Here is a 13,411-nt window from a genome sequence, read left to right on the forward strand (position 1 = left end):
TCGCACTCTACATGAGTGCGTGGATTGAAATGCTAATTTCGCGCTCAATTGGCACACGCTTAGCCGTCGCACTCTACATGATTGCGTGGATTGAAATGATTTCTTCGTCTGTTAAATCTTCATAGTATTTGTCGCACCCATATATGAGGTGCGCATGGTTTTCAATGATTGTGTCTTAAACGGTTATGACTACCTTAAAGATCATCTTCTTACAACATCCTCTTTCAAATAGCCATCAAATATACTGTTCATTTGTACAGTGAAAACATGACTCCTTGCAGTCATGTTTTTTTCTTCTTCTTTTTCCTAAATAAACCTTAAAAAATCTCAAAATAAGTCGAAATGAAAAGTAGTCATTTAGATTCAAATTTTATCCATTCGTAATGTGGTGAAGGAGGAATTGGTTTGGGTGAAACGGAGCGAACCGGTAAAGTTGAGCAGCTGATCTTAGAGAATTATCAAAGATTAAACAGCATGATATCCGAAGAAGTCGACTTTGCTTCTAATCATGGCGGGCTGACAGGAGATTCTAGAGAAGTGATGTGGTTGGAGTTTTTTCGGAAAATCATTCCTAAAAAATATTCATTAGCACAAGGTGTCATCATTATTGACTCAGAAGGAAATCATTCTAACGAAGTCGATATTGCCGTTTTTGATGAGCAGTATACGCCGTATGTGTTCCAACACAATTCGTTGAAGTTTATACCGATTGAGGCGGTTGCGGTTGCTATAGAATGTAAAAGTTCAAATTTCGATGTTGATAATTTAAAAGTTTGGTCTGACAATATAAAAAAATTAGTACCGAAAACAAAAGGAATAGCTAGGATGGCCGCCCAAGGGGTTGTCATGGTTGAAAATGATACACAGAAACGAACACGTCCTATTTTAATTTTAGCAAGTAATTTAAAAAGGCAAACAGCAAATTCATCTTCAAAGATGTTTGAAATATTAGACAAAGCATTTGACTTTATACTTATGAAACAAAAGAGTGTATTTCATTTAAGAGCTCCTAATGAAGATAAACACCTAGGATGGTGGGCTAATGAATTAAATTGTTATGATCCAGAAAGGTCTAGGGAACAAGAGGATGAAGAAAAGAAAGAAAATAATGAAGATGATAGTGAAGACAAAGTGATTTTGAACAAACTCAGTGAATTACGTATTGATCACAATGAGCTGTTAACGCTAAACTTCCAATTAAATCAATTGCTGATGCTCATCAATAATCCCATGTTTTTCCCTCACTATGCATATGCCGAGCTATTTCAGAAACAGATAACAAAGTGAAGAAAGGAGAGCGACATGACAAGGGAATCTAGAAAACCCAAAACGAATTGGCATGATGTGAAACATGCGATCGACACAAACATTCATGAAGACCAAAAACTTTTTAAAGAGCCGCTTACTATTCATTTGGTTACGCCAATGTTTGGGGGAGGGCCCCAATCAAACTCAATTGATCAAGACAGACCGATTCGAGAAAGTGCAATTCGTGGTCATCTTCGTTTCTGGTGGCGTGCAACTCGAGGAGCTGCCTGCAAAAATGCAAATGAATTATCTAAAAGAGAAGCAGAGATATTTGGTCATACAGAAAAAAGCAGCTTAATTAAAGTAATCGTTGAAGAAATATTTAAAGAACAAAAACAAATCAAATTCCCTCCAACATATATTTTTCAAAAAACACCAAATAAAATGTTTATGGGATATTTCAAAATGAATGTGTATTTGACCGAGAGTGCTTCAATGACTTCACAAGACAAAAAGAAGTTAGGCAATGAAATCGAAGCTGCACTATGGGCGTGGATCAATTTTGGGGGACTTGGTGCAAGAACGAGACGTGGTTGTGGGAGTTTATACTGTGAAACATTTTCTCCTAAAGAGCAAGAAGTCAGTAAGGAGCGATTTGATCAATGGTTTAAAGAGAAGATATGTCAATATGCTATCTCTATTCCCGAAGTGCCTCGTGAATGGGCAACGCTAAGCTGGGAGTTTAGATTACAAAATAAAGCTTCTCAAACGCATGTATCCTGGACGAGAACAATGGATACATACATTAAATTTCGTAAAAAACATAATATCCAAAATGGGGAGGCTGGGAGAAGTTATTGGCCTGAGGCAGATTCCATACGTCATCTAACGAATATGTCACATCCTGATCATCAATTACCGTATCCTTCAAATAAACCAAAGAGATATATCGCTTTTCCTAGGGCGCAATTTGGTATGCCGATTGTTTTTAATTTTAAAAAGGAATCGAAAAAAGATAAGAAGCGAAGCAAAGAAGAAATAGCAAAAAGAAAATGGTTTCAAAAGGAGCCTAATACAAAGACGTTAGTCCCGCGAAATAAAAATCGTTTGGCTTCACCACTCATCTTAAAACCATTGGCTATTAATCAAAAGGAATCGGTGGGCATGGTGATGGTGTTGCAGCAACCAAAGATCGAAGCTTTATCGCTTTTAGGGGACAGAAAGCCTTTGCCCGATGTGACAGATGAACAAAGTATCTATCCAACAGCCACCTACTCAAAAAACCCATTACAAGACGAGAGTGGCCGGACGCACTCATCGGCGATTCAAGCTTTTTTACATAGCAAGGAGGTGCAAACATTTTGTCAGAAGAATTACAAAAACAAACATTAATGCTATTTTCGATAGGGCCCGTTCAAGAATTTATTGCGCAAGCACGGCGGACGCGTGATTTATGGTTTGGCTCTTTTCTTCTATCTGAATTAAGTAAAGCAGGTGCGAAGAAATTTCAAGAACTGGGTGGAACGCTTATTTTCCCTGTGTTCAACGAATCCTCTGCAAAAACAAACAACGCACCAAACAAAATATTGGGAGAAATTTCACACGAACAGCCTTCCTCCATTGCAAGACAAGTGAAAAAAGCAATCTATGACAAATGGAAGGAATACGCAGACTTTGTTAGAGAAATAGTTGATCCTTATATTCAAATAGGCACATGGAATCGACAAGTAGATGATTTATTGGAATTTTATGCTGTGTGGACTGAGGTGCAAAACCAAGACAAAGCGGCAAATGCGTCCGCAAGTCCATATCATTTGGCTCTTCAAGAAGTCGAAGGTTTAATGGCGGCACGGAAGACTTTAAGAGATTTTAAACAAAATGAACCAGGGGCGTTATTCGGTGAACCAAAATCATCACTTGATGGTGGACGAGAGTCTGTTTTCCAAAAGCAAAAAACACCACAGCAAGTGGCGCAACTAGCGAAATGGGGAATTGGTGAACATGAATCATTAGATGCGATTTCAGTGATCAAACGATTGTCCTTACATAAGCATCCGAGTATGACATTTCCATCTGTATGTGATAAAGCTTTTGCTCCCTATCAAAATATGTTGGACCAAAATGAACAGATGAAGCAAGCAGCCATAAAATATGTGAAAGATGTAGAAACATATCTTGAGAATATGAATCTAAAAGTAGCTCCTATTGATTGGAGTGAGGCATCGCTTTTTTATGAAAGAAGAATAGAAGATTTTCTTGAACAGCGAGGACTTGTTGGAATAGCACGAACAGAAGCAAAAAATAACATCACACAGCTGCTTGAAAAATATTTCAAAGGTGAATACAGCAAGCATCACGGCCAGCCGATCAAACCACCAGTACCTTCACCTTACTATGCCTTTCTCATGGCGGATGGAGATAAGATGGGCAGCCAACTACGAAATATACAGCATGTAGAAAGCCATATTGCATTTTCTAAAACGCTCTCAACTTTTGCTTCAAAGGCTCGTGGGATTATTTCCGAATGTGAAGGTACATTGATCTACGGCGGTGGAGATGATGTCATGGCTTATGTACCGGTGCACCAATGCTTAGAAGCAGCTGGGAAATTACAAAGTGAATTTGTTTCAACGATGAAGGCTCATCAACATAGTGAAATACCTCCTTCGATTTCAATTGGCATCGCCATCGTTCATATGCTTGAGCCTCTTGAAGAAGTAAGAAGCATGGCACGTCAGGCTGAACAATATGCAAAACAAGAGCGAAATTCATTAGCGATTCATTTCCAAAAGCGAGGCGGAGGAGACACAATGAATATCTCAGTCTCATTTCAAATAGATCCAGTGGCCTCTATCCAAGAGATGACGACGTGGTTAAAACAGTCTTATTTCACATCTGGCTTTGCATATGGCTTACGAGAGCTGTATCAAACATACGAACAGTCTTCTTTTAGAAAACAGCCGGAAATTTTAGATGAACTCATTCCACTAGAGATAAGCCGTCTTGCATTCAAAAAGAAAACGGAAGCAAAAACAGAGCAAGAAACGAAAGAGTGGATCGATCAATTGATTGCGAAGTATATACCGAAGAAGAATACATTAGAAGAATTACATACAATCGCTGAATGTATGATCATTGCTCTTCAAATAGAGGAGGTAAGTGGACATGCCTGAAAGATGGTTTCACATTCAACCGCTTGATCCGCTGCTTATTCGTGATGCACGCCCATTTCAAAGTGTACCGGGTATACGGGCGCGTTCATTAAACGATGTTCCGCCGAGTGTGGTCGCAGGAACACTTCGTACAGCTCTAGCGAAGAAACGACAATCAATCAAACACACGACGCCACTTTCTTATTATGCAAAATCTCTTGTGCGAGGTCCTTTATATCGCTGGCATGATCATTTATATGTGCCAATGCCTCATGACCTTGAGTTATTTGATGATGAGTATGGCATGTATCAAGTGAGACCGAAGCCAATGATGTCGAAAGGCCAGGGCTTTTATGGTACAGGAAAAACAGGCCGTTTTAGTGAGGCATTATGGCCGCCAATTGGAGCTGGTGCTCGTAAAAAAATGAAATCGCCGCCTGCTTTTGTATCACTAAAGTGGATGGTGAACTGGCTGACAGACGCAGTGGATGAGAGTCAGGTGAAGGAAGCCTTGACTGAATACCAACAAATGCAGAAGGAAAATCATTCTTTCAAAAAGGAAACACCACCGGCATTTATTCCAGCATTACAGCGTCAGGAACGAACACAAATTGAGGTGGAAACTGGCAGTAAAAAGGCAAAAGATCAGCATCTATTTTCAACAGAATCGCTCTTATTCCCAGATGACTTTAAACTGGAGGCGGGAATAGAGTTATCTACTGAAGAGTCAGAAGGGTTAAAGTCTTTCTCAGGCATTCATCCGATAGGTGGTGAACGTCGGCTGGCTCATATAGAAGACAGGCCTCATGTATACCAACAAGATTGGACATGTCCGGATGCTATTAAAGAATCGCTCAAAAACAAGCCGTATGTTCGCATGATATTGGCGACACCTGCTTATTTCAGTAAAGGATGGCAGCCCGGCTGGCTGGATGAACAGCTCATGTCAAAACCACTATTTGATACAAATGTACGACTCAAATTGGTTTGGGCATCTGTTCCATATTGGCAGCCTATCTCTGGATGGAGTTTAGCAAATAAAGACAAAGGGCGTGAAAAAGCAATACGCCGCTTAGTCCCCGCAGGTAGTTTTTACTTCTTTACAGTAGAAGAAGGAGATCCAGCAGAACTGGCCGAAAAAATGTGGCTTCAATCAGTATCTGATCGTAACCGGCGCAAAGAAGCGTTTGATCGTGAAGATGGCTGCGGGTTAGCACTTTGGGGAACATGGAAGCCGAATGAATAAGAGGAGTGAGATGATGGAAGCAAGCCGTTGGTTTTGGATACATTGTTTATCCCCCCTTCATATTGGAGCGGGTGAAGGAGTTGGCGTGATTGATATGCCCATTCAACGAGAAAAAGTAACAGAATGGCCGATTATACCTGGAAGCAGTATCAAAGGCGTGCAGCGTGAACATTATCGTGCGAAAGGACAAGACACATTCGTACAAAAAGTATTTGGTACACAAGGAGATCAAGATGGAAGCGCAGGAGCAGTCGTCATGACAGATGGCCGGTTATTTTCATTCCCGGTGGCGAGTAGATACGGTACATTTGGATATGTGGCAAGTCCACTCATATTGAAAAGATTAGCCCGCGATGCAAAAGCATTAGGCGTATCGCTGGATATCCCTGATCTCATCGAAGAATCAAGCACGCTAGTCACCATGAATTCTAAATTAGTAGAGAATGACGAATTATATCTAGGTGAATTTCAAGGGGCTGCGAAAAAATCTCAACAACTAACCGATTTTGCTGAAAAGATGGCCAAACTTTTATTCGACGATAAACAATCACAAACTCTTTGGATAGAACGATTTGTGATTGTAAGTGATGACGTTTTTCAATACATTGTCACCATGAATTCTGAAGTGACACCTCGTATTAGAATTGATCATGAAACCCAAACAGTTAGTAAAGGTGCTCTCTGGTATGAAGAGTATGTACCAGCAGAAGCCATATTTTATGGGCTCATGTGGTGTGATCGTGTCGATGGAAGCAATGATTTATCTGTTAGACACCAACTTTTAAATCAACTAGAAAAACAGATGTATCTTCAATTAGGTGGAAACACAAACGTAGGTAAAGGAAGAGTATCCTGGCGTATGACAGGAGGGGAGGGATCATGAAACTCATTCAACATCATTATGCTGAGAAAGCGTATCAACATGTGATGAATGCCAAAACGAAAGAGGAGAATTTCTCAAATCAATATGGACAACTCTGTCACAGATTCGCCTCAATGATCTTAACAAATGGATTAAGGCTCACCATTACATTTTTTGAAGCAAAATCAAAAAAAGGAAATGCTTATCAACAATTCGTTCAGGATATAAAAGAAACACTAGATATACAAGGAGATTGGTCAGCTTCTAATCGAAATTACTTAATCAAATCAAGACAAGCTTTAAGTGCATCTGTTTGGTTAAAAAGATATGCGGAATCTATTTTAAAGGTGGAACAAGGGGCGGAAAATGTGGAGGACATCCAATGAATCTGTCATTAACCTTAAACAAAAGCAAATGGGAGATTGGTGGTTCTACATTGTCGGACATCATAAATGACAGTGCGAAGAAGCAGTCATTTTATGAAAATGTGATTAGTTTACATCGAAAGCAATGGGGAAAAAATCGCTTATTGTATGAAAAATTTGTGGAGCGATATTATACCGATACTAGCCCCACATGCTTAGTCAAATCCATATCGCCGTTAGTCATTGGACATGGTGGAGAGGGTGTACTTGAAACGGGATTATTATTACACCCGATATACGGCGTTCCTTATTTACCAGGAACAGCTTTAAAAGGCGTAGCCTCTCATTATGCCCATTCTGTATTAGGTGAAAACTTTGAAGAACTAAAACAAGGTGGTAGTGATTACAACACATTGTTTGGAACAAACGAACGTGCCGGCATCATCGAATTTCATGATGCGCTCATGATACCAGAGACGGTAGGAGAAACATTCAAAGTAGATGTCATGACCCCACATCATTCAGACTATAACAGCGTCAAGCTAGATAAGATGAACAAAGGGGGAAGTGTTCCAGCCCCTCGAGACGATGACTCACCAACACCGATTCATTTCTTAACGGTGGTCAACGGCCGCTTTCAACTTCTATTGAAAACAAAAAAGAATCTATCAGAAGATGCGGAATGGCTCGAACTCGCCAAAACCATCTTACTAGGCGCTTTAGAACACGAAGGAATCGGCGCTAAAACAAATGCAGGTTATGGAAGACTTAAAATGGACGACGTCATTTCATAAGACTAAGTGCGAATGTGAGGTGAACATAAAATCCCTGGAACATTCGAACCGTTTTATTCGACAAAAATGAGAAAAAATGTATATTTTGAGTGTGAAAACAAAATTCTATATAGAAACTTGAGGATTTTAACGATCATTTCCTAAAAAATGTTATAATTAAGGCGGAAATCGCAGTCGCACTCTATATGAGTGCGTGGATTGAAATCACCAACTAAAACGCCCGCCAACCCTAGACTAATGTCGCACTCTACATGAGTGCGTGGATTGACATTTGCGGATCAGGTTGCTGCTCGCCTTCTCCTTTGTCGCACTCTATATGAGTGCGTGGATTGAAATTTGCGGATCAGGTTGCTGCTCGCCTTCTCCTTTGTCGCACTCTATATGAGTGCGTGGATTGAAATCACCAACTAAAACGCCCGCCAACCCTAGACTAATGTCGCACTCTACATGAGTGCGTGGATTGAAATTTGCGGATCAGGTTGCGGCTCGCCTTCTCCTTTGTCGCACTCTATATGAGTGCGTGGATTGAAATCACCAACTAAAACGCCCGCCAACCCTAGACTAATGTCGCACTCTACATGAGTGCGTGGATTGAAATTTGAGTGTGTTTCATCCAGCCTTTCAGATCATAGGTCGCACTCTACACGAGTGCGTGGATTGAAATGTTAGCATTCCAAGATTTTTATCTAGCGCAATTGTCGCACTCTATATGAGTGCGTGGATTGAAATTTGAGTGTGTTTCATCCAGCCTTTCAGATCATAGGCCGCACTCTACACGAGTGCGTGGCTTGAAATGTTAGCATTCCAAGATTTTTATCTAGCGCAATTGTCGCACTCTATATGAGTGCGTGGATTGAAATCCCACCAATGAAGGTTATCTCCACTTCGGATAATAGTTGCACTCTATATGAGTGGGTGGATTAATAATTGCGAAAACATAACTCTGCCTCCTGCCTCAGTAGTCATGAATCTAAGTGAATTCAATTGTTGCTGAAATATAAAGAAGTATGATTAACAAGTTTCAATAGATTTCATACTAAGAAAAAGTCGGTGCGAATGTGAGGTGAACATAAAATCCCTGGAACATTCGCACCGTTTCATTCGACAAAAATGAGAAAAAATGTATATTTTTTAGGTGTGAAAACAAATTTCTATATAGAAACTTGAGGGTTTTGACGATCATTCCCTAAAAAATGTTATAATTAGGGCGGAAATCGCAGTCGCACTCTACATGAGCGCGTGGATTGAAATCATTCTCTTGATTTATAAAAACTTGTTGATTGTGTCGCACTCTACATGAGTGCGTGGATTGAAATAAGCGCACGTCTCAATTGACGAGCTGACGGCATATCGTCGCACTCTACATGAGTGCGTGGATTGAAATTCTCTGTTAATGATCAGGAAGGATTCGAACCGTCGTCGCACTCTATATGAGTATGAGGAGTAAAATTCTTGTCAGAAGGTAGCTTGAAAGATATATTGACAATTGCGCTTGATATAGGTGTGAAAAACATAACTCTGTCTCACCCATTTTATTAATGAATTCAAAGCTGTTGATGAAACAGCGAAATAAGTATGATTATCATCAATAATAGTTTTTAATTAAATAGGATTAAGAAAGATTCGGTGCGAATGTGAGGTGAACATAAAATCCCTGGGGCATTCGCACCTTTTTATTCGACAAAATTGAGAAAAAATGTATATTATTTAGAGGTGAAAACAAAATTCCATATAGAAAATTAAGGGTTTTGGCTATCATTCCCTAAAAAATGTTATAATTAGGGCAGAAATCGCAGTCGCACTCTACATGAGTGCGTAGATTGAAATCTTCTGAAAACCCCGTCACTATTTTACCTGCAATTGTCGCACTCTACATGAGTGCGTGGATTGAAATTTTTTTTACTGGTGTGTAATAAGGCGCCACAGCCGTCGCACTCTACATGAGTGCATGGATTGAAATGGTGAATGGTGGGAAAAGACAGGAAAGCCTGGTGTCACACTCAACATAAGTGCATAGATCACTGTTTCTGCGAATTACATAAATTCAAATATCTATCCCCCCTAAATCCAAGCCTTACAAAAAAAAGACTCGCTCACACAGAGCCGAGTCTTAATTTTTTTTGCAGTTTTTCTTCACTGAAAATCCAGCCGGTATAGGAATTTTTGATTTGGTGGTCCATGTCTATATGGCAGATCGCGACAAAAGGATAATGACCTTTGCTGCGGTAGCGCAAATCAATGAACCGCACCTCATAATGATCCTTGTATTTATCCACTTCCCACCGGTAAACAGGGGAGAAGGAGAGAAAGGCTGAAATGTTTTCATCTTGTTTGGCAATTTTCATAATTTCAGTATCAGGGACCGGCACCCGGTTAAAGGTGTCTAAAATGACGACCTCTCCATTCATACTGCGCCCAACATGGAAAGAGGATTTACATTTCACGGCAATGCGCCATTGTCTGAACTTCATCGTAGGCGAAATAATAATGTCTTCAATTTCATCGAATCGTGCACGTAGCTGACGTTTGATCTGAAGCTGCATGATGACCCTGACGATATAGTAACAGAAAATCACCGCGTACAGCGTTATGAACGTATAGCCGGGATGTCCGCCAATCGCCCAAACGACAATGGCGACAATGTGTGTAAAAAAGATAAACGGATCAAACGTATTAATGATCCCAAGTGCTACCCATTTCTTTGAAAATGGACGAATGGCCTGTGTGCCGTATGCATTAAATATATCGACAAACACATGGAGTACAACGGCTAATAGTGTCCATAACCAAAGGTGAAGTAAATTCGCCCCCGGCACAAATGGGAAAATCACAGCCGGAATCAGCAATGACCAGAACAGTACAGCCGGAATGGAATGTGTAAATCCTCGGTGATTTCTTATATAAACCGCATTATTTTTTAGTTTTAGCACAGTATCAATGTCTGGTGCTTGGGAGCCGGCGATGGTCGCGATCATCACGGCGTGTGCCATGTGTGGATCTGCGCTGACGGCTGGATCTAAAAGTGCAAGTCCCCCAAGAGAAATGCCCATTACTACATGAGTACCAGTGTCCAATTGATTACCTCCTAGTTGTCATGCTTAGGAACAATCATACAAAGTATACGTCTCCAATCAAGACTATGTGCAAAATCACTTTTGCTTTATCCCGATTTAATGTAACATGTTAACGTATCTACAAACAGTATACAACAAATAAGGTTCTATTCAGAACGTTAGCCCTCGGTCCAATGAGAAGGAGTATAGATATGAAAGACATTCAAGAAAAGCTGGACCGCAAAGATATTGCGGGCTTTCAGCATGATTTAATTGATTGGTATGAAAAAGAACAACGAACATTGCCATGGCGTGAAAATCAAGATCCATACCGCGTCTGGGTATCAGAAGTCATGCTCCAGCAAACGAGAGTAGATACGGTCATTCCGTACTTCAACCGGTTTATGGAGCAATTCCCAACGGTGAAAGATCTCGCTTTAGCTGATGAAGAAAAGGTCATGAAAGCATGGGAAGGTCTTGGCTACTACTCAAGAGTGCGTAATTTACAGGCAGCTGTGAAAGAAGTATATGAATCCTACGGCGGCATTGTCCCTGATACGAAAGAGCAATTTTCAAAGCTCAAAGGTGTAGGCCCATATACGAGCGGCGCAGTGCTGAGTATCGCCTATAACAAGCCGTATCCTGCGGTAGACGGCAACGTGATGAGGGTCATTTCTCGTATTTTGTCCATATGGGATGATATTGCAAAACCAAAAACGAGAAACATTTTCGAATTTGCGGTCGATCAGCTCATTTCCCGGGAAAAGCCGTCAGAATTTAATCAAGGGCTGATGGAGCTTGGTGCGCTCATTTGTACCCCAACATCCCCTGCCTGCCTCATTTGCCCTGTGAACATGCATTGCTCGGCACTCGAGGAAGGCGTTCAGCATGAGCTCCCAGTGAAAAGCAAAAAGAAAAAGCCGACTGCAAAATCAATGGCAGCAGCGGTGTTATTTGATGACGCAGGCAACCTATATATTCATAAGCGGCCAAGTACAGGCCTCCTTGCGAATTTATGGGAATTTCCTAACATGGAAACCATGAAGGGAAGAAAAACGGAAAAAGAGCAGCTGATTGATTTCTTAAAAGAGGAGGCGGGTGTACAAGCGGAGCTTGGTGATTTAGAAGGCACCATTCAGCATGTATTTACCCACCTCATCTGGAATATTTCTGTTTTCTTTGGACGAGTTACCTCTGTATCTGATGACACGAAGCTGAAAAAAGTCACAACAGAAGAATTTGAGGCATATGCTCTGCCAGTCTCACACCAAAAAATTTGGAAGCTGGCACTTGAGCAGCCTAGTCGTATTTAACCGTTGTACCGTGGGTATAATCAGCTTCATTTCGGTGCAAACCCCCGCGGTCTTCAATTTCAGAAATGATTTCTCGATACTTAGATTGCCCTTCTTCGTTCAAATAAGGTAAAATTTGTTGGAAAGCATGATGAAAGTAAGCAAGCTCAGTATCTTTCCATTGATCCTTGGACATCATACCAAGCTGGCTTAAATCGCGTCCGACATACATGAATGTAACCTCCTAATAGGAACTTTCCTATTAGTGTGAAGCGAATGAACGAAAACTATTCAAATCAGGAGATGAACCATAATGAGTCAACGTAAATGTGCATTAATTACAGGAAGCAGCAGAGGAGTAGGGAAAGAGGTAGCCCTCCGCCTCGCTGAAAAAGGATATGACATTGTCATTAACTATGCGAGAAGCAAAAAAGCAGCACTTGAAACAGCGGAAGAAATTGAAGCGATGGGTGTTAAAACATTGGTTGTCAAAGCCAATGTAGGCCAGCCTGAGAAAATCAAAGACATGTTTCAGCAAATCGACGAAACCTTTGGCCGTTTAGATGTATTTGTGAACAATGCGGCATCAGGTGTTCAGCGTCCTATTATGGACCTTGAAGAAAATCATTGGGACTGGACAATGAATATCAATGCGAAAGCCTTGTTATTCTGCGGACAAGAAGCGGCAAAACTAATGGAGAAAAACGGCGGCGGACATATCGTCAGCATTAGCTCACTTGGCTCCATCCGTTACCTTGAAAATTACACAGTAGTCGGCGTATCAAAAGCAGCACTAGAAGCTTTGACACGTTACCTTTCTGTTGAGCTGTCACAAAAAAATATCGTCGTCAACGCCGTATCAGGCGGCGCGATCGATACCGATGCACTCAAGCACTTCCCGAACCGAGAAGAGCTTTTAGAAGATGCGAAGAAAAACACACCTGCCGGCCGAATGGTGGAAATTAAAGACATGGTCGACAGCGTGGAATTCCTTGTATCAGGCAAAGCAGACATGATTAGAGGCCAGACGATTATTGTGGATGGCGGACGTTCTTTGCTTGTTTAAAAAAATCATGAATAGGATCTGCACCTTCTGCACAAATTAATGTGCGTGGAGGTGATAATGATGGATCAACAACAAAACAAAACAAACGCGCAACAAGTGAAGAAACAAAACCAAGCTTCTGCACAAGGCGGTCAATTTGGTACTGAATTTGCTAGTGAGACTGACGTACAGCAAGTAAAAAAATACAACCAAAAAGCTGAGCAAAACAAACAACAAAACAGCTAATCACTGAAACAAAGGAAAGCACTTCATATACGAATGAAGTGCTTTTCTTTTTTGCCTCTCATCACCATCCGACAAAACCTGTAAAACCTCTACATAAACAGTCAAAGG

At 40.8% G+C, this 13,411-nt stretch carries 11 protein-coding genes and 1 pseudogene; 10 read left to right on the forward strand and 2 right to left on the reverse strand.

Annotated features, from left to right (window positions below; genetic code table 11):
- Nucleotides 1-405: 405 nt before the first annotated feature.
- From BA81_RS18240 to cmr6, 7 genes are read left to right on the forward strand one after another with little or no spacing between them, the layout of a single operon-like run.
- Complete coding sequence (locus BA81_RS18240; protein ID WP_034284196.1) at nt 406-1,287, forward strand: DUF6602 domain-containing protein; 882 nt, start codon at nt 406-408, stop codon at nt 1,285-1,287.
- 57 nt (nt 1,288-1,344) lie between these two features.
- Nucleotides 1,345-2,640 carry a type III-B CRISPR module RAMP protein Cmr1 gene (gene cmr1, locus BA81_RS18245; RefSeq protein ID WP_227001707.1) on the forward strand — a complete coding sequence of 432 codons (1,296 nt, stop codon included), beginning with the start codon at nt 1,345-1,347 and terminating at the stop codon, nt 2,638-2,640.
- Complete coding sequence (cas10, locus tag BA81_RS18250; RefSeq protein ID WP_034284199.1) at nt 2,610-4,421, forward strand: type III-B CRISPR-associated protein Cas10/Cmr2; 1,812 nt, start codon at nt 2,610-2,612, stop codon at nt 4,419-4,421. The genes cmr1 and cas10 overlap by 31 nt, the downstream gene beginning before the upstream one ends.
- Nucleotides 4,414-5,646 carry a type III-B CRISPR module-associated protein Cmr3 gene (cmr3, locus tag BA81_RS18255; protein WP_034284200.1) on the forward strand — a complete coding sequence of 411 codons (1,233 nt, stop codon included), beginning with the start codon at nt 4,414-4,416 and terminating at the stop codon, nt 5,644-5,646. Before cas10 ends, cmr3 begins: the two co-directional genes overlap by 8 nt.
- 13 nt (nt 5,647-5,659) lie before the next feature.
- Complete coding sequence (cmr4, locus tag BA81_RS18260) at nt 5,660-6,529, forward strand: type III-B CRISPR module RAMP protein Cmr4 (RefSeq protein WP_034284201.1); 870 nt, start codon at nt 5,660-5,662, stop codon at nt 6,527-6,529.
- Entirely contained in the window at nt 6,526-6,894 is a 369-nt protein-coding gene (cmr5, locus tag BA81_RS18265; protein WP_034284202.1) for a type III-B CRISPR module-associated protein Cmr5, read from the forward strand. The genes cmr4 and cmr5 overlap by 4 nt, the downstream gene beginning before the upstream one ends.
- Entirely contained in the window at nt 6,891-7,667 is a 777-nt protein-coding gene (gene cmr6, locus BA81_RS18270) for a type III-B CRISPR module RAMP protein Cmr6 (protein WP_227001708.1), read from the forward strand. The genes cmr5 and cmr6 overlap by 4 nt, the downstream gene beginning before the upstream one ends.
- Before the next feature lie 2,093 nt (nt 7,668-9,760).
- On the opposite strand, the gene BA81_RS18275 is transcribed toward cmr6, so the two are convergent.
- Nucleotides 9,761-10,741, reverse strand: a complete 981-nt coding sequence (locus BA81_RS18275) for a metal-dependent hydrolase (RefSeq protein WP_034284204.1) — start codon at nt 10,739-10,741, stop codon at nt 9,761-9,763.
- 191 nt (nt 10,742-10,932) lie between these two features.
- Here BA81_RS18275 and mutY point away from each other — a divergent pair, with 191 nt between their 5' ends.
- On the forward strand, nt 10,933-12,033 hold the full coding sequence (mutY, locus tag BA81_RS18280; RefSeq protein ID WP_034284205.1) for an A/G-specific adenine glycosylase: 1,101 nt from the start codon (nt 10,933-10,935) through the stop codon (nt 12,031-12,033).
- On the opposite strand, the gene BA81_RS18285 is transcribed toward mutY, so the two are convergent.
- On the reverse strand, nt 12,020-12,244 hold the full coding sequence (locus BA81_RS18285) for a hypothetical protein (protein ID WP_003217808.1): 225 nt from the start codon (nt 12,242-12,244) through the stop codon (nt 12,020-12,022). The genes mutY and BA81_RS18285 overlap by 14 nt on opposite strands.
- Before the next feature lie 81 nt (nt 12,245-12,325).
- On the opposite strand from BA81_RS18285, the gene fabL reads away from it, so the two are divergent.
- Both fabL and BA81_RS18295 read left to right on the forward strand, forming a co-directional pair.
- On the forward strand, nt 12,326-13,078 hold the full coding sequence (fabL, locus tag BA81_RS18290) for an enoyl-[acyl-carrier-protein] reductase FabL (RefSeq protein WP_024425211.1): 753 nt from the start codon (nt 12,326-12,328) through the stop codon (nt 13,076-13,078).
- Nucleotides 13,079-13,153: 75 nt separating this feature from the next.
- Nucleotides 13,154-13,303: pseudogene (locus tag BA81_RS18295) on the forward strand (gamma-type small acid-soluble spore protein); the annotation flags it as partial.
- Nucleotides 13,304-13,411: the final 108 nt, after the last annotated feature.

Source organism: Bacillus safensis FO-36b (assembly GCF_000691165.1).
In the GTDB taxonomy this organism is placed as follows: Bacteria; Bacillota; Bacilli; order Bacillales; family Bacillaceae; genus Bacillus; species Bacillus safensis.

What these genes read in the sequence shown, in the direction of transcription:
- cmr3 (WP_034284200.1), top strand. Translation starts at nt 4,414, where the DNA reads ATGCCTGAAAGATGGTTTCACATTCAACCGCTTGATCCGCTGCTTATT.
- cmr4 (WP_034284201.1), top strand. Translation starts at nt 5,660, where the DNA reads ATGGAAGCAAGCCGTTGGTTTTGGATACATTGTTTATCCCCCCTTCAT.
- cmr5 (WP_034284202.1), top strand. Translation starts at nt 6,526, where the DNA reads ATGAAACTCATTCAACATCATTATGCTGAGAAAGCGTATCAACATGTG.
- cmr6 (WP_227001708.1), top strand. Translation starts at nt 6,891, where the DNA reads ATGAATCTGTCATTAACCTTAAACAAAAGCAAATGGGAGATTGGTGGT.
- mutY (WP_034284205.1), top strand. Translation starts at nt 10,933, where the DNA reads ATGAAAGACATTCAAGAAAAGCTGGACCGCAAAGATATTGCGGGCTTT.
- BA81_RS18285 (WP_003217808.1), bottom strand. Translation starts at nt 12,244, where the DNA reads ATGTATGTCGGACGCGATTTAAGCCAGCTTGGTATGATGTCCAAGGAT.
- fabL (WP_024425211.1), top strand. Translation starts at nt 12,326, where the DNA reads ATGAGTCAACGTAAATGTGCATTAATTACAGGAAGCAGCAGAGGAGTA.